General features: G+C 66.4%; 16 protein-coding genes. 4 read left to right on the plus strand and 12 right to left on the minus strand.

Annotated features, from left to right (window positions below; all coding sequences use genetic code 11):
* Window positions 1–78 precede the first annotated feature (78 nt).
* The 3 genes from E9232_RS15740 to mtnK all read right to left on the minus strand — a co-directional run bounded on the left by E9232_RS15740 (window position 79) and on the right by mtnK (window position 4302).
* Window positions 79–1674 (minus strand): ABC transporter substrate-binding protein, encoded by a 1596-nt coding sequence (locus E9232_RS15740; protein WP_309795210.1) that lies wholly within the window; start codon window positions 1672–1674, stop codon window positions 79–81.
* A gap of 231 nt (window positions 1675–1905) precedes the next feature.
* Window positions 1906–3003 carry an S-methyl-5-thioribose-1-phosphate isomerase gene (gene mtnA, locus E9232_RS15745; RefSeq protein ID WP_309795211.1) on the minus strand — a complete coding sequence of 366 codons (1098 nt, stop codon included), beginning with the start codon at window positions 3001–3003 and terminating at the stop codon, window positions 1906–1908.
* 3 nt (window positions 3004–3006) lie between these two features.
* Window positions 3007–4302, minus strand: coding sequence for an S-methyl-5-thioribose kinase (mtnK, locus tag E9232_RS15750; RefSeq protein ID WP_309795213.1), 1296 nt, complete (start codon window positions 4300–4302; stop codon window positions 3007–3009).
* 149 nt (window positions 4303–4451) lie between these two features.
* Here mtnK and E9232_RS15755 point away from each other — a divergent pair, with 149 nt between their 5' ends.
* Window positions 4452–4838 (plus strand): RidA family protein, encoded by a 387-nt coding sequence (locus E9232_RS15755; RefSeq protein WP_309795215.1) that lies wholly within the window; start codon window positions 4452–4454, stop codon window positions 4836–4838.
* A 69-nt stretch (window positions 4839–4907) separates the two neighbouring features.
* Here E9232_RS15755 and E9232_RS15760 read toward each other — a convergent pair whose 3' ends face one another.
* The 8 genes from E9232_RS15760 to E9232_RS15795 form a co-directional block, all read right to left on the minus strand.
* On the minus strand, window positions 4908–5822 hold the full coding sequence (locus E9232_RS15760; protein WP_309795217.1) for a hypothetical protein: 915 nt from the start codon (window positions 5820–5822) through the stop codon (window positions 4908–4910).
* Window positions 5823–5913: 91 nt separating this feature from the next.
* On the minus strand, window positions 5914–6933 hold the full coding sequence (locus tag E9232_RS15765; protein WP_309795219.1) for a Gfo/Idh/MocA family oxidoreductase: 1020 nt from the start codon (window positions 6931–6933) through the stop codon (window positions 5914–5916).
* Window positions 6933–8045: an ABC transporter ATP-binding protein gene (locus tag E9232_RS15770; protein WP_309795221.1), complete on the minus strand. Its 1113-nt coding sequence runs from the start codon at window positions 8043–8045 to the stop codon at window positions 6933–6935. Before E9232_RS15770 ends, E9232_RS15765 begins: the two co-directional genes overlap by 1 nt.
* A 7-nt stretch (window positions 8046–8052) precedes the next feature.
* Window positions 8053–8928, minus strand: a complete 876-nt coding sequence (locus E9232_RS15775) for a carbohydrate ABC transporter permease (protein ID WP_309795722.1) — start codon at window positions 8926–8928, stop codon at window positions 8053–8055.
* Window positions 8929–8938: 10 nt separating this feature from the next.
* Window positions 8939–9757: a carbohydrate ABC transporter permease gene (locus E9232_RS15780; RefSeq protein WP_309795223.1), complete on the minus strand. Its 819-nt coding sequence runs from the start codon at window positions 9755–9757 to the stop codon at window positions 8939–8941.
* 229 nt (window positions 9758–9986) lie between these two features.
* Window positions 9987–11258, minus strand: a complete 1272-nt coding sequence (locus E9232_RS15785) for an ABC transporter substrate-binding protein (protein ID WP_309795225.1) — start codon at window positions 11256–11258, stop codon at window positions 9987–9989.
* Window positions 11259–11827: 569 nt separating this feature from the next.
* Window positions 11828–12115 (minus strand): hypothetical protein, encoded by a 288-nt coding sequence (locus tag E9232_RS15790; RefSeq protein ID WP_309795227.1) that lies wholly within the window; start codon window positions 12113–12115, stop codon window positions 11828–11830.
* A gap of 435 nt (window positions 12116–12550) precedes the next feature.
* Window positions 12551–13126 (minus strand): Ros/MucR family transcriptional regulator, encoded by a 576-nt coding sequence (locus E9232_RS15795; RefSeq protein WP_309795229.1) that lies wholly within the window; start codon window positions 13124–13126, stop codon window positions 12551–12553.
* 754 nt (window positions 13127–13880) lie between these two features.
* On the opposite strand from E9232_RS15795, the gene E9232_RS15800 reads away from it, so the two are divergent.
* A complete protein-coding gene (locus tag E9232_RS15800) occupies window positions 13881–14558 on the plus strand; it encodes a MucR family transcriptional regulator (protein ID WP_309795231.1) in 678 nt (225 codons plus the stop codon).
* Between the two features lie 326 nt (window positions 14559–14884).
* Here E9232_RS15800 and E9232_RS15805 read toward each other — a convergent pair whose 3' ends face one another.
* Window positions 14885–16048, minus strand: coding sequence for a hypothetical protein (locus E9232_RS15805; RefSeq protein WP_309795233.1), 1164 nt, complete (start codon window positions 16046–16048; stop codon window positions 14885–14887).
* Between the two features lie 358 nt (window positions 16049–16406).
* Here E9232_RS15805 and E9232_RS15810 point away from each other — a divergent pair, with 358 nt between their 5' ends.
* Window positions 16407–17558, plus strand: coding sequence for a polysaccharide pyruvyl transferase family protein (locus E9232_RS15810; protein ID WP_309795235.1), 1152 nt, complete (start codon window positions 16407–16409; stop codon window positions 17556–17558).
* Window positions 17559–17637: 79 nt separating this feature from the next.
* A complete protein-coding gene (locus tag E9232_RS15815) occupies window positions 17638–19926 on the plus strand; it encodes a polysaccharide pyruvyl transferase family protein (RefSeq protein ID WP_309795237.1) in 2289 nt (762 codons plus the stop codon).
* Window positions 19927–19932: the final 6 nt, after the last annotated feature.

Genomic DNA, 19932 nt, shown 5'->3' on the forward strand with positions numbered 1-19932 from the left:
GGGGCCTCGCCTGGTGGCGCGGCCCCGCCGCAGGTTGCGGGGATTACCGCAACCGGGGGGTAGGATGTCAATCCGCCTCTACTCGGCGATGTCGACGCCGCGGAAATCGTGCAGCCGGACCGGGGTGATGACATAGTTCAGCACCTCCTTGCGGATCGCCTGGTACTCGACCGAATGGGCGATCGGCAGCCACGGCACCTGATCGTGGAAGATCACCTGGGCCTGCTCGTACAGCTTGGTCCGCTCGGCCTGGTCGGCAGTGGTCTTGGCCTTCTGGATGAGTTTCTCGAAATCCTGATCGCACCACTTCGCAATATTGCCGCCGCCTTCCCGCGCCGCATCGCAGCCCAGGATGTTGGCGAAGAAATTGTCGGGGTCGCCATTGTCGCCGCCCCAGCCCAGCTGGGCCATCTGGTGCTCGCCGGCCTGGGCCCGCTTGCGGTACTCGCCCCATTCGTAGGAGACGATCTTGGCGTTGATGCCGACCTTGGCCAGGTCCTCCTGCATCATCTCGGCGATGCGGCGGGCGTTCGGATTGTAGGGGCGCTGCACCGGCATTGCCCACAGGTCGGTGTCGAAGCCCTTGGCGTAGCCGGCATCGGCCAGCAGCTTCTTGGCGGCCTCGGGGTCGTATTTGTAGTCCTGGATGCTGTCGTTGTAGGACCAGATGGTCGGCGGGATCGGGTTCTTCGCCGCTTGGCCGGTGCCGCGATAGACGGCATCGAGGATCGCCTGCTTGTTCACCGCCATGTTGATGGCGCGGCGCACGCGGACGTCGTCGAACGGCTTCTTGAGCACGTTGAAGGCGAGGTAGCCGGTGTTCAGCCCGGGCTGGCTGACCACGGTGACGTCGGGGTCCTTCTCCATCGCCGGCAGGTCGGCCGGGTTCGGCGACGGGATCACCTGGCACTCATTGGCCTTCAGCTTGGCGTAGCGCACCGAGGCGTCGGGGGTGATGGCGAAGACCAGCGTGTCGATCTTCTCGCGCCCGCTCCAGGCCTGGTCGAACGCCTTGAAGCGGATCAGCGCGTCCGGCAGGTACTGGACGAAGCGGAACGGCCCGGTGCCGATCGGGATCTGGTCGACATCCTCCGGCGTGCCGGCCTTCATCATCGCGTCGGCGTATTCGGCCGACATGATCTGGGCGAAGTTCATCGCCATGTCGGCGATGAACGGTGCCTCCGGCTTGGTCAGGGTGAACTTCACCGTGTAATCGTCGACCTTGTCGATCGCCTTCAGCAGCGTCGGCATCCCCATGTCGCCGAAATAGTCGTAAGAGCCGCCGGAAATCTTGTGGTAGGGGCTGTCGTCCTTCCACATCCGGTTGAACGAGAACAGCACGTCGTCGGCGTTGAAGTCGCGCGTCGGGGTGAACTTCTCGTTCGAATGCCACTTCACGCCATGGCGCAGGTGGAAGGTGTAGATGGTGCCGTCGTCGGACACGTCCCAGGATTCGGCCAGGGCCGGCACCACCTTGGTGCCGCCGCGCTCGAACGCCACCAGCCCGTCATAGACCGGCACCGACGCGTCCAGGCTGGTGCCGGTGGTGTTGATCTGCGGGTTGAAGTTCTCCGGGCTGCCCTCGGAGCAGTAGACCAGCGTCTTGGCACCGGCCGGCGCCGCGCCGGCGGCCAGCACCAGGGCCAGGGCGGTGGCGGACAGGAAACGGGTCATGAGGCTCTCCCTGTTATGATTTGTGATGAATTCCAAAGGGTCGAAACCAAACGGAGTCCCCCCTCCCCTTGCGGGAGGGGGGTAGGGGGAGGGGGTTGTCGATGAAGGGCTTTGTCGTCTGCCAGCCGGAGCTGACGGGCCGCGTGCGCTTCACTGCCTGACGCGCTGCCCATGCGGCTCGAACCCCCTCCCCCTAGCCCCCTCCCGCAAGGGGAGGGGGGACTCGTGTGATCAAGCCGCCCGGTCCGGATACAGCCCGGCCAGGCCTTCGCGGCTGGCGGGGCAGACGCCGCGTTCGGTGATCAGCCCGGTGACGTAGCGCGCCGGGGTCACGTCGAAGGCCCAGTTCGCCGCCGGGCTGCCCTCCGGCAGGATGCCCACCGTCTCCAGCCGCCCGTCGGCGGTGCGGCCGGTGATGTGGCTCAGCTCGCGCGGGTCGCGCTGCTCGATCTCGATCTGGCGGATGCCGTCGGTCAGGGTCCAGTCGATCGTGGTGTAGGGCAGGGCGACATAGAACGGCACGCCGTTGTCATGCGCCGCCAGCGCCTTGAGGTAGGTGCCGATCTTGTTGCAGACATCGCCGGTGGCGGTGGTGCGGTCGGTGCCGACGATGCAGACATCGACCAGGCCGTGCTGCATCAGATGGCCGCCGACATTGTCGGCGATCACGGTGTGCGGCACGCCGTGGCGGCCCAGCTCGAAGGCGGTGATGCTGGCGCCCTGGTTGCGCGGCCGGGTCTCGTCGACCCAGACATGGACCGGCACCCCGCTGTCATGGGCGAGGTAGATCGGCGCCAGAGCGGTGCCCCAATCGACCGTCGCCAGCCAGCCGGCGTTGCAATGGGTCAGCACGTTCAGGCGGTCCGGCCGGCCCCTCCGTTCCCAGATGTCGCGGAACACGGCCAGGCCGTGCTCGCCGATGGCGCGGCAGGTGGCGACGTCGTCGTCGCAGATCTCGGCGGCGCGGCGATAGGCGGCCGCCGCCCGCTCCGCCGGCTTCAGGCCGGCGACCCGGGCGCGGACATCGTCCAGCGCCCAGCGCAGGTTGACCGCGGTCGGGCGGGTGGCCAGCAGCCGGTCATAAGCGCCGGCCAGCCCGGCATCGGACGGGTCGGCGTGCAGCGCCAGCGCCAGGCCATAGGCGCCGGTGGCGCCGATCAGCGGCGCGCCGCGCACCTGCATGCTGCGGATGGCGTGGGCCGCCTGGTCCTCGCTCTCCAGCACCACCGTCTCGAAGCCGTGCGGCAGCTTGGTCTGGTCGATGATCTCGACGCGCCAGCCATCGGCGGCCGGCCAGATGGTGCGGTAGGAACGCCCGTCGATCTTCATCTCTCAGCCCTCACGGTAAATCGTCTCGGCCGCATGGCGCAGGTCGGCCGGGCCGGTGAAGCGGTCGCGCTCGACCAGGAAGGCGCGGGCCAGGCGCAGCGCCTGGGTCTCGCAGGCGGCGCGCCGGTCCGGGTCGGCGATGGTCTCGAGGTCGGCGACATGGGCCAACCCCAGGATGCGGCGGACCATCTTGGCGCCGGCAAAGCCGACGGTGTCGCGGAACAGCCGGGCCATGGTCGCCTTGCGGTGGGCGTCCAGCGCCAGGGCGCCGTCGGCATCGGCGAACAGTCCGGCCTCGAAGGCGTCGCCCCTGGCCTCGGCCCGCCACAGCTCCAGGAAGCGCTTCTCGAAGCCGCTCCAGATCGCCTCGACCTGGACCAGCAGCCAGCTGCGGTAGTCGCTGCGGTCATCGGCCGGCGTGGCGTGGCCTCCTTGAGCGAAATAGGCCAGGAAGAAATTGGCCAAGAGGGCGCCGATGTCGAAGCCCATCGGGCCGTAGAAGGCGAATTCGGGGTCGATGGCGCGGCTGTCGGTTTCGGTCACCATGATCGACCCGGTGTGCAAATCGCCATGCACCAGCGCCTCGGCCCGGGTCAGGAAGGCCCATTTCAGCTCCTGCGCCGCCACCTTGGCCGCGGCGTCGGCGCGGAACTGCGCCGCCAGGCCGTCCAGCTGCGGCGTGGTCCAGCGGTTCAGCTTGGCGATGCGGTAGGGATCGGTGAAGACCAGGTCCTCGGTGATCTTGCACAGGGCGGTGTTGCCGCAGAACGGCGCCATCTTGGCCTTCTTCTCGGCCGCCGGGGCGTGGAGGTCCGAGGTCTTGAACAGGGTCTGGGCCAGGAACTCCGCCATATGCCCGGCCAGGCGGGGATAGCGGGTGCCGGCGATCATGCCCTTGCGCAGGATGATGTGCGGCGTCAGCCACTCCATCACCATCAGCGCCATGGCGGGGTCGAAATGGTGCAGCTTGGGCAGCAGATGCGGCACGTGCCGCGCCTGTTCCGACAGCGCATGCCATTCGAACCAGGCGCGGTCCAGCGGCAGCGGCCAGCTGTCGCCGACCAGCCGGACATAGGGCAGGGCCTGCTTGACCACCAGCCCGCCGGCGCTGCCGCGGACGATGAACACCAGGTTCAGATTGCCGTCGCCGACCTCGGTGACGTGCCAGCCGGCGGGGTCGCCGCCCAGCGCATCGCGGATTGCCGGCAGCCCGGCGAGATAGGGGCGAAGGCCCGCCTCGTCCAGCGGCCGGTAATCCGGCCCGCCGGTCAGCCGGCTCGCCTCTGTGCCATCCATCATCCTGTCTCCGCCGCCTTCTTGTACGCTTGGGCGGCCGGAGTGTCGGAAGACCGCGCGGGCTGTGTCAAGCGCGGCCCTCATCGGCAGGGCCGGCAGTTGCACCGCCGAGTCGATCGGTGCGATGCAGGGTATCAAGCAAGGGGGGCAGCATGAAGACCGTCCAGCACAATCCGACCCGCGGCATCTACCCGGCGACGCCGGACTACATCCATGCGCTGGAGGTGCGGCAGCCGAACCGCATCCTCTATGTCGCCGGCACCATGGGGCTGGACGCGCAAGGCGTGCCCGGCAAGACCCTGGAGGCGCAGCTGGCGCTGGTCTGGTCGAACCTCCGCACCATCCTGGCCAGCGCCGACATGACCGTGCGCAACATCGTGCGCATCACCAGCTACCTGCGCGACGCGGCCTATGCCGAGGCCAACCAGGCTGCCCGCATCGCCGCGCTGGACGGCCATGTGGTGCCGACCACGGCGCTGGTGGCGCAGACCCTGGTCTCGGACTGGCTGGTCGAGATCGAGATCATCGCGGCCGATTAAGCCGTGTCTCCCGATTTACGGTTGATGGCCATCAGTTGCAAATTTTGATCTTCAGCGTGTTCTGTGAGATTATAATCCACTTATTTGAGACAAGTCACGATATCTCTTTTCATCTTCCTTTGTTATTTCTCTAAGCGTACGTTGAGATAAGGCTACGTATATAGATTTTATTTTTTCATGTGCGTCTTCCGTATAATCTTCTTTTCTATCATGGAGTATGTTCATATATGAAAGGACATTTTCTAGATAAAATAAAGGATTAGCTAAATCACTTATGTCTTGCCATCCGGTATAAAAACCCTGCGCTGATAGTCGGGATTGCAACAGGCGATCGCAGTCACCCTTGCATACGATATGGACGCTCTGAACCTTCTTTTTCTTCGTTTTTTCTCGGAACGACGCCGAATCTTTTGCAAAAACTATATTTGCAGTATATGGTGTTCTGACGCTTAGAATAAGAATATCTTTGTCGCAAACTTCACATCGAAGGTCCTTGTATTCTCCAAAAAGTTTCTGAATGGGGCGCATCGTATCATAGCTGTTTGAAAAATAGCGAAGTGCCAGCTTTGACAGCCCTGTGTCTACAAAATGGCCTTCGATTTTCTTGGAATCGAAAATCTCATATGCAGCGATTTGCCCTCCCCGTGAAAATTCCTGTAGTCTTTCGATCAAGCGAGAGCTGGGTAGCGTAGAGTAAAATCCCATAAATCCATCAGCTGAATGATGACGAATTCGGTCAGTTATGTTCGTTTCGTCGTCTGGCCCAACTGACTTTCCGCTTATTGAAAAATTCTTACAACTCACCAGCCATGTAAATTTTCTGCTCGCTAGACGGCCTCGCAATTGTTCACTGACCAGTAAGTCTTTTCCGGCGTCGGCGCCTCTTCCCGGTCCGGCATCTATTACAAAGCCAAGTTCGATTAAGAAATCCCGAGCGAATAATTCCCAAGTATCTCCATCATTAATTTCCTTCCAATCGATCATTCGCGGCCTCATCAATCTTGCTGCACAAATATTAGTCCTGCGGGCGTCATTTACCCTCGGTAGACACTGACGGGCTCTCAAGCCTTGGAGGTCACCACTCCAGCCGCACGTCGCAACCCGTGGCGGAGCTCTCGATCGCGGCCTCGATCACGCGGATGACGTCGCGGCCGTCGCGCGGGTCGACCGGGGGCGGGGTGCCGTCGCGCACTGCCGCGGCGAAGCCGTCATAGAAGGCGCCGTAGCGGCCCGGGGCGATCGCCAGCCGTTCGGGCTGCGGCGTGCCGGTCTCCTGCCCCACCGTCAGCCAGCCGGTCTCCGGCCCGGTCGGGGCGGTGCCGGCGCGCAGATGGTCCTCCTGCGGGTCGATCTCCTGCTTGCGGAAGGTGGCGCGGTCGCCCTGCACCACCAGCCGCGGGCTCGGCTCCGCCGCCAGGATGCGGCAGCGCAGCAGGGCGCGGGTGCGGCCGAAGCCCAGGGTGAAGATGGCGTCGTCCACCGCCTCGGCGCCCGGGCGGATGGCGCGCAGCTCCGCCCGTACCAGATCCGGCCGGCCGAACAGCACCAGCGCTTGGTCGATCAGGTGCGAGCCGAGGTCGTAATGCAGCCCCGAACCCGGCACCGCCTGTTCGCGCCAGCGCACCCGCACCGTCGGGCGGAAGCGGTCATAGTTGGATTCGAAGCTGTGGATAGTGCCCAGCTTTCCCTCGGAGATCAGGCCCTGCAGGGCCAGGAAGTCGCCATCCCAGCGCCGGTTGTGGAACACGGTCAGCACCCGCCGCCGCTCCGCCGCCAGGGCGATCAGGTCGTCGGCCTCTGCCGTGGTCACGGTCACCGGCTTGTCGACCACGACATGCTTGCCGGCCTCGAGCGCCTGCCGCGCCACCGCATGGTGGCTGCCGCTCGGCGTCGCCACCACCACCGCCTCGACCGTGGGGTCGGCCAGCATGGCGTCGACCGTCGTGATCGGCAGGCCGGCGGGGGCGTCGGTGACCGCCTGCGGGTTCCGTACCGCCGCCCCGGCCAGGGCGGTGCCGGGGCAGGCGGCGATCAGGGGCCCGTGAAAGACCCGGGCGGCGGGGCCATAGCCGATCAGCCCGATGCGAAGCGCCATCACGAGATGCGCGCTTCGGTGCCGGCGTCGAACACCACGGCTTTGCCCATGTCGAACACCAGGTGGCTGCGCTGGCCGGCGCGGGCCTCGGCGTCGGGGCGCAGCCGGGCCAGCACCTCCTTGCCGCCCATCTCGACCACCGCGATCAGGTCCGGGCCGGTCGGCTCCGTCACCTCGATCAGGCAGTCGCTCTCCAGCGACGGGCCGGTGCCGGTGATGGCGCTCTGCGGGTCGGTGATGTTCTCCGGCCGCAGGCCCAGGATGATGTCGCGGCCGGCGGCGCCGCGCAGCCCGGCGATGCCAGGCAGCGGCAGCACGATCTCCTCGTCCTGCAGGCGGTGGATCGCGGCGTGCGGTCCGCCGTTCCTGTCCACCACCTTGGCCTTGATCAGGTTCATCGGCGGCGACCCCATGAAGCCGGCGACGAAGGTGTTGGCCGGGGTGTCGTAGATCTCCCGGGGGGTGCCCAGCTGCTGCAGCTCGCCGGCCCGCATCACCGCGATCCGGGTGGCGAGCGTCATCGCCTCGATCTGGTCGTGGGTGACGTAGACGATGGTCGATTTCAGCCGCTGGTGCAGCTTCTTGATCTCGGTCCGCATCTCGACCCGCAGCTTGGCGTCGAGGTTGGACAAGGGCTCGTCGAACAGGAAGACCTTGGGGTCGCGGACCAGGGCCCGGCCCATCGCCACGCGCTGGCGCTGGCCGCCCGAGAGCTGGCTGGGCTTGCGCTTCAGCAGATGCTCCATCTGCAGCAGGGCGCCGACCCTGGCGATGGCCTCGTCGCGCTGCTTCTTCGGCACGCCGCGCATCTCCAGGCCGAAGCCGATGTTCTGTTCGACCGTCATGTTCGGGTACAGGGCGTAGGACTGGAACACCATGGCGATGTCGCGGTCCTTCGGGTGCAGGTCGTTCACCCGCTGGCCGTCGATGGCGATGGTGCCGTCCGACACGGTGTCCAGCCCGGCGATCATGTTCAGCAGGGTGGACTTGCCGCAGCCGGACGGGCCGACCAGCACCAGGAATTCGCCGTCGGTGATGTCGATGTTGATCCCCTTGAGGATCTCGATCGCGCCGTAGCGCTTGATGACGTTCTGGATCGTGAGCGAAGCCATGATGCGGTTATCCCTTCACCGCGCCCGCCATCAGGCCGCGCACGAAGTAGCGGCCGGCGAGCACATAGACGACGAGCGTCGGCAGCGCGGCGATGATCGCCGCGGCCATGTGGACGTTGTATTCCTTCACGCCGGTCGAGCTGTTGACGATGTTGTTCAGCGCCACCGTGACCGGCATGGCGCTGCCGCCGCCGGCGAACGACACCCCGAACAGGAAGTCGTTCCAGATGTTGGTGAACTGCCAGATCACCGTGACCACGATGATCGGGATCGAATTCGGCAGCAGGATCCGCCAGAAGATGCGGAAGAAGCCGGCGCCGTCGATCATCGCCGACTTCACCAGATCGTCCGGGAAAGCGGCGTAGTAGTTGCGGAAGAACAGCGTGGTGAAGCACAGCCCGTAGACCACATGGACGAAGATCAGCCCTGGCGTGGAGGAGGCGAGGCCCAGCAGGCCCAGCGTCTTGGCCATCGGCAGCAGCACGATCTGGAACGGGATGAAGCAGCCGAACAGGATCAGGGCGAAGGCGATGCCGTCGCCGCGGAACCGCCACTTGGTCAGGACGTAGCCGTTCAGCGCGCCGAGCACGGCCGAGATCGCCACCGCCGGCACCGTCATCAGGATCGAGTTGAGGAAATAGCCCTTCAGCCCCTCGCAGGTCAGCCCGACGCAGGTGGTGCTCCAGGCGCTGATCCAGGGCTCGACCGTTGGGGCCTGCGGCAGCGACAGCAGGTTGCCGGAGCGCACCTCGTCCAGCGTCTTCAGCGAGGTGACGACCATGACGAAGAGCGGAAACAGGTAGATCAGCGCGAATACGCCGAGGATGAGGAACAGCACCCAGCGCAGCACCACCGACAGGGGCGAGCGCGGGCCGGGCACCATGATCGAGGCTTCAGTCACGGCGGCCACCCCGCAGCTCGGAATAGAGGTACGGCACGATGATCGCGCTGATGGTCGCCAGCATGATCACGGCGCTGGCGGCGCCCAGCCCCATCTGGTTCCGGGTGAAGGTCGTCGTGTACATGTAGACGGCCGGCGTCCAGGTCGAGGTGCCCGGGCCGCCATCCGTCATCGCCTTGACCAGGTCGAAGCTCTTGATCGCGAGATGGGCCGAGACCACGAAGGCCGACAGGAACACCGGCCGCATCAGCGGGATGATGATCCGCCGGTAGGTCTGCGGCAGGGTGGCGCCATCGATCGCCGCCGCCTTCAGGATGTCGCTGTCGACGCCGCGCAAGCCCGCCAGGAACATCGCCATGACGAAGCCGGAGGACTGCCACACGCCGGCGATGACGATGGTGTAGATCGCCATCTCGCTGTTGATCAGCCAGTCGAAGCTGAAGCTGGTCCAGCCCAGATCGTGCATCAGCTTGTCGAGGCCGAGGCCCGGGTTGAGGACCCACTTCCAGGCGGTGCCGGTGACGATGAAGGAGATCGCCATCGGGTAGAGGTAGATGGTCCTGAGCGCCCCCTCGATCCGGATCCGCTGATCCAGCAGGATCGCCAGCATCAGGCCGATGGCGGTGCTGATGCAGATGTACAGGCCGCCATAGATCCCGAGATTGGCCAGCGAGATGTACCATTTCGGATCGGCCCACAGCTTCTCGTACTGCAGCAGCCCGACCCAGTTGAATTTCGGCATCAGGGAGGAGTCGGTGAAGGACAGGTACAGCGTGAACAGGATGAAGCCGTAGACGCAAAGGATGGTCACGGCGAAAGACGGCGCCAGAACGAGCTTGGGAAGGATCGTCTGGAGCCAATCGAATGGGGATCGTCGACCCGCCTTCGCAGATTCGGAGATCACGGCCATCGGCGGGCCCTCGGCACTGGTGGACTGAATGGGGTGCGCCTCGACCGGTCCCGGCGGCGGGGCCAGCGGGGTCGAGGCACGGGGCTGGACGGAAAGCGGGGGCCGCGAACGCCACGGCCCCCGATGTCGCCTACTTCGCGAGTGCGACCGCGGCCACCAGGGCCTTCGCCGCATCGGCGGAGGACTGGTTCGAATTGAAGAAATTCGTGACCACGTCGTAGACCGCACCCTTCACCGCGGCCGGGGCCGCGTGGCCATGCGCCAGGCTGGGCAGCATGCCGCCCGTGGTCTTGAACGCATCGCGGTCGGCCATCGACTTCTGACCGCAGGGATCGAACTTGTCCGGCTTGACCTCGGTGTTGGCCGGGATCGAGCCCTTCACCAGGTTGAAGCTCTCCTGGAAGCTCGGGCTTTCAATGGCGCTGGCCAGCTTCAGCTGTGCGTCCTGCCGGGTCTTGTCGTCCAGGCTGAACATGGCGAACTGGTCGGCGTTGAACAGGAACGCCTTCTCGCTGCCGGGATAGGGGACGCAGACGATATCGATGCCCGGCTTCAGCCCGGCCTTGATGAACTCGCCCTTGGCCCAGTCGCCCATCACCTGCATGCCGGCCTCGCCGTTGATCACCATGGCCGAGGCCAGGTTCCAGTCGCGGCCGGAGAAGTTGGGGTCGACCCAGCCGCGCAGCACGCGGAATTGGTCGAACGCCTTCTGCATGGTGTCGCCGCCCAGCGCGTCGGGGTCGAGGTCGACGAACGCCTTCTTGTAGAAGTCGTTGCCGCCGACCGAGACGACGATGGCGTCGAAAATCGTCGATTCCTGCCAGGGCTGGCCGCCATGGGCGAGCGGCGTCACGCCGGCGTCCTTGAACTGCTTGGCCAGGGCCTGGAACTCGTCCCAGTTGGTCGGGGCCTTGCCGCCGACCTTGTCGAGCAGCTTCTTGTTGATCCACAGCCAGTTGGTGCGGTGGATGTTGACCGGGGCGGCAACCCACTTGCCGTCATAGGTCGAGAAGGCCGCAATCGCCGGCGGGATGTGGTCGGCCCAATGCTCCTTGGTGGCGAGCGGGGTCAGGTCGGCCAGGACGCCCTGTTCCGCCCAGTCGTGGATCGCGGTGCCGAGCAGCTGCACCGAGGTCGGCTTGTCGCCGGCCGTCACCCGGGCCCGCAGTGCGGTCATGGCCGCATCGCCGCCGCCGCCGGCCACCGGCGCGTCCTTCCACGACACGCCTTCCTTCTGCAGCTGGTCCTTCAGCACGTTCAGCGCAGCCGCCTCGCCGCCGGAGGTCCACCAATGCATGACCTCGACCTCTTCCTTGGCCTGGGCCGATGCGGAAGGGGCGTATGCCGCGGCCGCGAGAACCAAGACGCTCGCCGCCGTTGCCGTCAGATACTTCTTGAGCATTCCCTATGCCTTCTCCTGTTCGATGCCCACGCGAAACACGCAGGCACTCTCCGCCGTCGAACGCGGCGGATCTTGGCGGGGGCCAGCCCCGAACCTCGACATTCCAGCCGGGCCACGCGGCCCGGCGGCGTAATGTCTCCATACGCCAAGCGCCCGTTCTTGCGGAAGCAGGAATCCCTTTGTCCGATGATTGTCGTCGGCGCGCGGATGGCCCGGTTCTGCCACTTTCCACATCGCGTTTGGTTTTGCCGGCACTTGAGGCGGCGGATGATTCGACGGGACGATGAGAACGGTCGGGTGCCCGGTGAAATACTGGCCATCGAATGCACCCGGGCCGCATGGATTTATTCTGTGGACCGCAAGTCAACGGCGGTGCCCGCCAATGTCTGCATTCACGATGTCCGTAAGTATTTTGGATATCCGGAACGGAATCACGAGCCTTCGCCATCGAAAGGTCGGGTCCGGAGCAATTTATGGAATAATATTGCAAAAATACCAAACAGATCGGACGGTGATTGCGACACGCATTCGATTCTGGAAACAGATGGGATCCGGCGATGCCGGAGACGTCAGGCGTCGAGCAGATCTTCCGGCAGATCCCCCCGACGGGTCAGGATCACCGGCTCGTCCTCCGCATCGGCGTCCGCGCTCAGCATCTGGCGGGCCACCACCGTGCCGGTGGCCCGGCCGCGTTCGATCAGCCGTGCCGCGTGGTCCTCGGCCAGGCGCTGGCTGGCGAAGCCCTGGTCCGGCAGCCGTTGCCAGCCCGCCTGCCGCCGCCCCCGGCCGGGGGCGAACCCCATCACCACATAGAGCGCCGTTCCGGCTGGCCGCCGCGCGGGCGAGGAGTCGGACATCGGGATGTCGTCGCGATGGGCCGGCGCCGGCGGCTCCGGGACGGTGGCGGAAGGCATGCGTGGGGGAGATGGAGGCGCTGCGGTCAGGAGCGGAGGGGAGGGGGCCGGCGCGACCGGCAGCACCGGTGCGACCGGCAATGAGGGCTGGGCCGGCTCAGCCGCCGTCCGGATGGCCCGATCCGTTCGCCGCGGCCGGGCCGGCGCGGTCGCCTTGGCCTCGACCGGGCCGAGCGCGAAGGCCAATTGCTGGATGTGCCCCATGACCTGTCCGAATCGCCGAGGTTCGATCGCGAACAAATATAGAACATCACTTGGGTATGTCGAGTCCGATCCGCGCTCGAGAGAGGCGGGGTCGTGCCGGCATCCCGCCGACGGGACATCATCAGGTGCCGCGCGGGGATGCCGGCGCGGATGGCCGCTGGCATCCGCAGGCTTTCAGCGTTTGGTCTTCTTCTCGCTCGGGCGGACGGCGCGCTGCCGGCCGGGACGGGCGGGCCGGGAGGCGCGGGCCGGACGGCCGGCGCCGAGGCCCTGCCGCTTGGCGTCGGCGGATTTCGCCTTGGTGTAATTGGGCGCGGTCAGCGGATAGTCATCCGGCAGGTTCCACTTCTCGCGATACTGCTCCGGCGTCAGCCCGTAGGTCGCGCGCAGCCAGCGCTTCATGGTCTTGAAGCGGCGCCCATCCTCGAGGCAGACGATGTAGTCCGGCGTCACCGAATCCTCGACCGGCACCGCCGGAACCGGCGGGGCGGCCGGCGCGGCGGCCTCCGCCGGCGTCGCGGCCGTCAGCGCGGCGGCGAGATCTTCGCCATGGCCGGCAGCGCCGTTGAGGTCGGCGGCATCGGACTCGAATTCCGCATCCGAGGCGGAACCTTGGGTTCCGCTGAGGGTTGTGTACACGTTGCGGATCAGGTCGAGGAGGCTCTCGCTATCGAGCGTGTTGCGCGAAACATGGGCGACGACGATTTCTTTGGTGAACCTCAGGATCTCGGTTTCGCTTGGGCGTGCCATGATAATCTTTCTTAGTTAGCGATCCGTCCGGGCGATACGCGGCTATACAAGCGTCGCCAAGGATTCAGACCGCCTCCCTCCATCGGATGGCGAAGAATCTAAATGCAATTTTAGGATGTTTCGCTCGAATTCCGCAAGATGATAAAGTCGCGGGACCAGATATGCGTGCGGAAAGGGTTGATGGGAAGCCCCTGCGGCCATCGATAGGCTGGTGATGCTCCCGATCTGCAACCCAGGGGTTGTGGGCGGGTGGCGAATCACCGCAGCCATTTGGTGCGGAACAGGTGCGTCGGGCGAATCACGAAGATTTCGCCGGTGTTTTCATCGAAATCCAGATATTTCCGACCCGATCGCCTCGGTTTCTGCGTGGAGATTGGTTCCTCCAAAGGGTTGGGGGCAATGCGTATGGTTTCTGTACTTTTGGAATCCATCGCGGCTGCGACATTCCGACCGATCCGATGGCGGATTCAGGTCTTGACCATTTAAAATGGTAAACCGCAATAGTTTTTAAGGATTAACCTGCCCGGCGCTTGCTGGTAGGCTGATTTCGCGATTCGGATTGTATAATATCCGAGTATGCACCAATGCGTCGCAATCAATGACAAAGCTTTGTGAGGGAGGGTAACCATGTTGGCCGGCCGGCCAACCGTGGGATCATTGGTTGGCGAAGGTAACGCTTTCATCAGGCGTTCATCGGCAATGATTCCTTTATCGGTGGGCCGGCATCTACGCTGTGCGTCGGAGGGACAGATGAATGCGATCTGATCAGCTTGATGAAACGACCCGCGGGGCGAGCCGGAATCATGCCGGATCGGATGCCGATCTTCGAGATATCGTGAAGTATCGCCAAGATTGCGCGCGGGACATCGCCCGGGCGTTCCAGTCGGGCCGGGGTGAGGCCTTGCCGGAAGATCCTCTGCTGATGCTGAAGATCATGGCGACGCTGGAGGACCTGGCCGCCGGATTGCAGATTTCGGACCCCCAGCCTTCCTGCCGTGGCGCAACGGCAGCCGAAGCCCCGAAGGCTCCACCAGTGCTCCCCCACGAAACCATCGGGCTCGGCTTCCTGGTCTGTCTCGAGGACGGCCGCATCTGCCGCGACCTCGGGCGCCATCTCGCGGCCCGGCACGGCCTCAGCCCGATCCAGTATCGTCAGCGGTGGGGCCTGCCGCCGGGCTATCCCATGACGCCGCCGGCGTCGCATCACGAGCGGCTGGCCTGGCGCCGCCGGCTGGCGCCGCCGAAGCCGGACGGCGCCGATCGCAGCCCGACGACCTGGCTGAACGACGAGCGCGGCCGCGAGACCACCGGGCGGACGCGGCGCCTGCACCGCCGCGGGGCGCCGGCCGGCCTGCGGCATGATCGGGTGAAGGCCCGGGCGAAAGCCGACCGGCGATCGGAAGATCCGCGCAACGGCGGGTTCCGGCCTTGAAGCCGTTTGGAAACACGCCAGCGCGGCCGTCTGATGGCGGCCTCTCCGCTTCCGGTGCTCATGGACGACCATATCCGCTGCGCGCCGGTTCTCGAAACCACCACCAGCCGACTCACGCCAACGCGTTTCCAAACGGTCTCTGAGCGGCCGAGCCCGCCGCCGTGGGGCTCGGCCGGCCCCGCCGCCCGCGAGACCTTTTCAGAGCACCATCCCTTCGCCGTCATTCCCGCGAAAGCGGGAATCTTCTCCCGGCCAAAGTGTCGCGAGATCCCCGCTTTCGCGGGGATGACGGATTGGGGGATTTCGAAAAGGCCTCGCCCGCTGGGCTACTCGGCCCAGAAGATGTCGCTGATGGCCTGGCCCCAGGATGGGATCAGTCCGCCCTGGGCATCCTTCACGAGATTGGTGTAGTCGCTGCACAGCGACATGTGCCAGGTCTGGGCCTCGCCGGTGCGAGTGTCGGTCAGCACCCGGCTGTAGTCGCCCTTGGCTTCGGTGTCGCTGATGGTCAGCCCCGGCGCCGGGCTGGCGTGGAAGGCATAGGGCCGGCTGCAGGTGTCGCGCGAGAACAGGGTCCGGCCCAGCTTGTCGGCCGCCACCAGGCTGCGCGGATGCACCCAGTCGCCGCGCGCCCATTTCTCCCACCGGGTCAGCCCGAACTCCTTGGTCCAGTAGGTGATCTCGACCTGGGTGGCCGGGCCCGGCCCGTCGCCGTCCCGGCTCGAGCTGGAGAACCGCAGCGAGATCAAACTGTCCATGGCGTGGCCGGATTTGTAGGTGAAGCCGTCATGCATCCACAAAGTGAACGGCTTGTTGTAGCGCTTCGGGCATCCGGCGGCCGGCTCGGCGCCGCCCTTGGTGTTGACCAGCTTGCTCTGGAACACCGCGAAGCCGCCGCTGCCCTCGGGCGGCAGCGTCGCCGGGGCGATCACCCAGCCGTAGCGGAAGCGGCCGGAGGTGTCGGGCGTCGCTTCGCAGGACGGCGTCAGCCAGTAGGACAGGGCGACCGGGCTCCAACTGCCCATGATGTAGCCGTAGCGGTCGTCGGCCCATTGCACCGACCCGCCCTCGCGCCCGGCATCGAGCTTGCCGAAGCTGGGCGCGTCGGGATCGGCGTCGGGGCAGCTGTGGTCGACGCCCCGGTCGTAGAAGCTGATGATGCGGGTGACGCCGTCCTTGGTGACCGGGATGTTGTCCTTCGACACCGTCCCCAGCCGCTGCGGGCAGGGGCTGCCCGGGCTGGGATAGTTGTGCAGGTGGTAGGGGATCGCCTCGCCCGCCCGGATGTTGCGCCGCCGCGAACAGCCGGGGTCGCCCGGCACCTGGTCCGCCAGCACCCGGTCGTGCTGGTCGACGCAGACATCCATGATCATGAAGTCCGAAAGCTTGTTGGAGGTCATCTGGGCCTGCGCCGGAGGCGCCGCGGCCAAGCCGGCCGCGGTGGCGACCAGGGCGGGGAGCAGGTGTCGGGCCAGGTGTCGGATCTGCATGCGCGGTCTCGCTTCTGCGTGATCTTGGGTCGGCTCCCCCCGCCTCAGGATCGCTATAAACCAGGACGGGACGACGGGGCCAGAGGTCGCACGAAAGTTTTCGAAGATTTTATGTTACGGGGCCTTTGCGGCCAGGCCGGGGATGAGCCGGGGGATGGTCCGAAAAACCGAATCTGCTGTCGCAGTGCGGGAAGTCCCGGATTTTCCTGCGGAATTGGAACGCCGCCGTGAAGTCGCGTTTTTGCCGGCTGAGTCGATTTTTTTCTTCGCACTGCGATTTCGCACTGCAAATGGCATGACATCGGTGTCGGTTCCAGCTTAAAACCTTAAAGCAGCATGAAGGAATCACGAGCGACCGATGGCAGTTCCGAGCAACGAGACCATTCGCGCCCTGGCCGCCTCCGTCCGGCAGCGGGAGGTCGTCCCGCTGACCTGGGTCGCCGCCACCCGCGACCAGGACTACGTCAATCTCGGCGATGCCCTCAGCGCGGTCATGGTCGCGCTGCTGGCGGGGCTGCCGATCGAGCATGTCGCCCATGAATCCCCGCGGCTGCGGATGGCGGCGGTCGGCACCATCGGCCACAGCATCAAGAACGGCGAGACCGTGGTCTGGGGCACCGGGACGTCGCGCTACCGCAACCCGTCCGCCCCCGCCGACCAGCGCATTCCGGTCGGGCCGCTGCCGGGAACCCGGCTGCACATCACCGCCACGCGCGGGCCGGTGTCGCGCCGCATCCTGGGCGAGGAGAACGCGGTCGGCCCGGCGGTCTACGGCGACCCGGTGTGGCTGCTGCCCGAATTCTACCCCGGCCCGCGCCGCAAGAAGTGGAAGCTGGGCGTCATCATCCACCTCGCCGACCTGCAGGACCGCTCGTTCGAGGTCCGGCCGAAGCCGGAGCATCTGCGCTATGTCGTGCCCGCGGAACTGGCCGGCGACGTCAAGCTGATCCACACGGTCACGCCGATCGGCCTCGGCGACATGCGGGCCCGGCTCGACGACATCCTGGAATGCGAGCGGATCGTGTCGACCAGCCTGCACGGGATGGTCTTCGCCGAAAGCTACGGCATCCCCTGCCTGTACTTCTCGCCCCGGGCGCCGCGCGGCCTGCACACGGCCGAGCTCGATCCCGACGGCACGCTCGACCTCCGGATCGTCGACCTCTATCGCGGCCTCGGCCGCAGCAGCATCCCGCTCTACGGCCAGCCGCGCCGCGAACCGACCGACTGGGCGGCGCTGATGGCCGCCATCGACTCCGCCTGGCAGCAGCCCGATTTCGACACCACGCCGCTGCTGGAGGCGTTCCCGCTGGACCTGAACCCGCTGCAGCCGAGCGGGACGGGGACGGTGTTCGACCATCCGGTGCTGCAACAGATCCCGCTGCAGCACCGTTCCCACGCCCATGTCCGGCTGCACGCGGAAGCCCGACCGGCCGAGACCCCACAGGCGGAAAGCCCGCTCCGGCGCATGGTCGCGGCGCTGCGCGGGCGCCCGCTGCCCAACCGGGCCTGACCGGGCAACTGCCAACTTCCGGGCGTCTGCCCGGCCCCATGACCCGACATCGACCCTATCGAAGTGGACGAGGCGCATGATGAACAGCTTGTTGCGGGCCACCCGCGATGCGGGACAGATCCCGCTCTCCTGGGCCGGCTCGACGAAGGAGATGGACTACCTCAACTTCGGCGACGCGCTCAGCCCGGTGATGGTCGCCCTGCTGTCCGGCCTCGACATCGAGCGCATCCCGACCAAGTCCCGCTCCGTCCGCATGGGGGCCGTCGGCACCATCGGCCACGGCTTCGAGGGCGGCGAGGTCTGGTTCTGGGGCACCGGCTGCTCGAACTGGAAGAACCCGTCGGCGCCGATGAATGAGCGTGCCCGGTTCACCGTGCCGCCGGAATCGCTGTTCCACGTGCCGGCGACCCGTGGCCCGGTCTCGGCCCGGCTGCTCGGCGGCCGGACCAGCGGCGGCGTCTATGGCGACCCGGTCTGGCTGCTGCCGCGCTTCTACAAGCCCAAGATCGAGAAGAAGTGGGATCTCGGCGTCATCCTGCACCTGTCCGAGCTGGCGGACCGGGCGCTGGAGGCGCATCCGCGGCCGGAATACAAGCGCTTCCAGATCCCGGCCGAATTCGAGGGCCGGGTACATCTGATCAGCACGGTCACGCCGATCGGCATCGGCGGGCTGCAGGACAAGATGGACGAGATCCTGGCCTGCCGGCGGATCGTCTCCACCAGCCTGCACGGCATGGTCATCGCCGAAAGCTACGGCATTCCCTGCCTGTACTTCTCGCCGGCCGGCACCGAGCCCGGGCTGACCATCACCGAGCTCGACCCCGACGGCCCGACCGACCTGCGGATCGTCGATCTCTACACCGGCATCGGCAAGGAGAAGATCTGGAGCTACGGCCAGCCGCGGGCGCTGGAGACCGACTGGCAGGACGTGCTCGAAACCATCGACGACGTGTGGGAGCCGGTGGGGATCGACGAGGACGCGCTGATCAACGCGTTCCCGCTCGACGTCAAGCCCGTGGCCGCCGCAGCCGGCGGCACGGTCTGGGACCATCCGGTGCTGCAGAAGCTGGTGCTGCAGCATTCGGTGGACGAGCTGCGCAAGGCGGACCGCAAGCGGGTCGCTCTCGCCCGGGTCGGCGACGCCAAGGCCGAAGCGCCGGCGCCCAGCCCCAAGCCCGCTCCAACCTTGAAGGTTGTGCCCGCCATGAGCGTTCAATCGACCCCGTCCCCCGCCAAGCCGCCGACCCCGGTCGCGCCTTCGTCCCCGGCCCCGACGGCATCCGCGGCGCAGGCCGCGGTGGCGCTGGCGCCGGCCCCGGAGCGCGTGGCCGCCCCGGCCCCCCGCCGGCTGGAGCCGGCGTCGCGTGAGCGGATCGAGACCATGCTGCGCTTCAACGAGAAGCGGCTGTCGGTTCCGCTGTCCTGGGTGGCGACCACCAGCGAGCATCCCCACGCCAATCTCGGCGACGCCCTCAGCGCCGTCGTGGTCTCCGCCATCGCCGGCCTGCCGGTGCGCCGCGCCGCCTTCGACGACGCCTCGGAGCGGATGGTCGCGGTCGGCACCATCGGCCATGCTCAGAAGAACGGCGTGCTCCACTTCTGGGGCACCGGCATGGACGCGACGCTGAACCCGGTCGACCGCTCGATCCGGCAGTACATCCGGCCGCAGAACACCGATTTCGTGGTGCATGGCGTACGCGGCCGCAAGACCGCCGAGGTGCTGCGCGGCCAGGGCATCAAGGTGCCCGACGTGTTCGGCGACCCGGTGTGGTTCCTGCCGCGCATCATGCCGATGGGCCATGTCAAGAAGACCCACGACCTCGGCGTCATCCTGCACATCTCCGAACTGACCTCGATGGACCCGGAATCGGGGGTGAAGGAGGCGCTGAAGCGCTACAACATCCCGCCCAGCCTGGCGGGGTCGATCCGGCTGATCAACACCTACACCGCGCCCAAGGTCGACGCCTTCGCCGCCAAGGTGGAGGAGATCGTGTCGTGCCGGCGGATCATCTCCACCAGCCTGCACGGCATGGTGATCGCCGAGACCTACGGCGTGCCCTGCGGCTGGTTCGGCACCTATGAGGGCGGCCGGCTGATCCTCGACGTGGACGACGCCGAGAACCGGATCGACCACCGCATCCGCGACTTCTACGCGGGCGTCGGCAAGCCGGGTGTCATCGCCTTCTGCCGCGACCGCAGCCTGGAGACGCCCTGGGAGGACGTGATCACCTGGATCGACGAGACCTGGCAGCCGCTGCGCTATGACGGGCGTGCCCTGTTCGATGCGTTCCCGGTGGCGCAGTCGGTGTCCTTCGACGACGCGCACTGGCCGGTGTCGGGCGACGTCTACGCCCGCATCCCGTTCTGAGCGATG

It is taken from the genome of Inquilinus ginsengisoli, from assembly GCF_031453975.1.
In the GTDB taxonomy this organism is placed as follows: Bacteria; Pseudomonadota; Alphaproteobacteria; order DSM-16000; family Inquilinaceae; genus Inquilinus; species Inquilinus ginsengisoli_A.

Excerpts from the sequence above, each read along its gene's own strand:
- mtnK (WP_309795213.1), bottom strand. The coding sequence starts at position 4,302 with ATGATGGATGGCACAGAGGCGAGCCGGCTGACCGGCGGGCCGGATTAC.
- E9232_RS15740 (WP_309795210.1), bottom strand. The coding sequence starts at position 1,674 with ATGACCCGTTTCCTGTCCGCCACCGCCCTGGCCCTGGTGCTGGCCGCC.
- E9232_RS15760 (WP_309795217.1), bottom strand. The coding sequence starts at position 5,822 with ATGATCGATTGGAAGGAAATTAATGATGGAGATACTTGGGAATTATTC.
- E9232_RS15810 (WP_309795235.1), top strand. The coding sequence starts at position 16,407 with ATGGCAGTTCCGAGCAACGAGACCATTCGCGCCCTGGCCGCCTCCGTC.
- E9232_RS15765 (WP_309795219.1), bottom strand. The coding sequence starts at position 6,933 with ATGGCGCTTCGCATCGGGCTGATCGGCTATGGCCCCGCCGCCCGGGTC.
- E9232_RS15800 (WP_309795231.1), top strand. The coding sequence starts at position 13,881 with ATGCGATCTGATCAGCTTGATGAAACGACCCGCGGGGCGAGCCGGAAT.
- E9232_RS15775 (WP_309795722.1), bottom strand. The coding sequence starts at position 8,928 with ATGGTGCCCGGCCCGCGCTCGCCCCTGTCGGTGGTGCTGCGCTGGGTG.
- E9232_RS15755 (WP_309795215.1), top strand. The coding sequence starts at position 4,452 with ATGAAGACCGTCCAGCACAATCCGACCCGCGGCATCTACCCGGCGACG.
- E9232_RS15795 (WP_309795229.1), bottom strand. The coding sequence starts at position 13,126 with ATGGCACGCCCAAGCGAAACCGAGATCCTGAGGTTCACCAAAGAAATC.
- E9232_RS15805 (WP_309795233.1), bottom strand. The coding sequence starts at position 16,048 with ATGCAGATCCGACACCTGGCCCGACACCTGCTCCCCGCCCTGGTCGCC.
- E9232_RS15770 (WP_309795221.1), bottom strand. The coding sequence starts at position 8,045 with ATGGCTTCGCTCACGATCCAGAACGTCATCAAGCGCTACGGCGCGATC.
- mtnA (WP_309795211.1), bottom strand. The coding sequence starts at position 3,003 with ATGAAGATCGACGGGCGTTCCTACCGCACCATCTGGCCGGCCGCCGAT.
- E9232_RS15815 (WP_309795237.1), top strand. The coding sequence starts at position 17,638 with ATGAACAGCTTGTTGCGGGCCACCCGCGATGCGGGACAGATCCCGCTC.
- E9232_RS15790 (WP_309795227.1), bottom strand. The coding sequence starts at position 12,115 with ATGTCCGACTCCTCGCCCGCGCGGCGGCCAGCCGGAACGGCGCTCTAT.
- E9232_RS15785 (WP_309795225.1), bottom strand. The coding sequence starts at position 11,258 with ATGCTCAAGAAGTATCTGACGGCAACGGCGGCGAGCGTCTTGGTTCTC.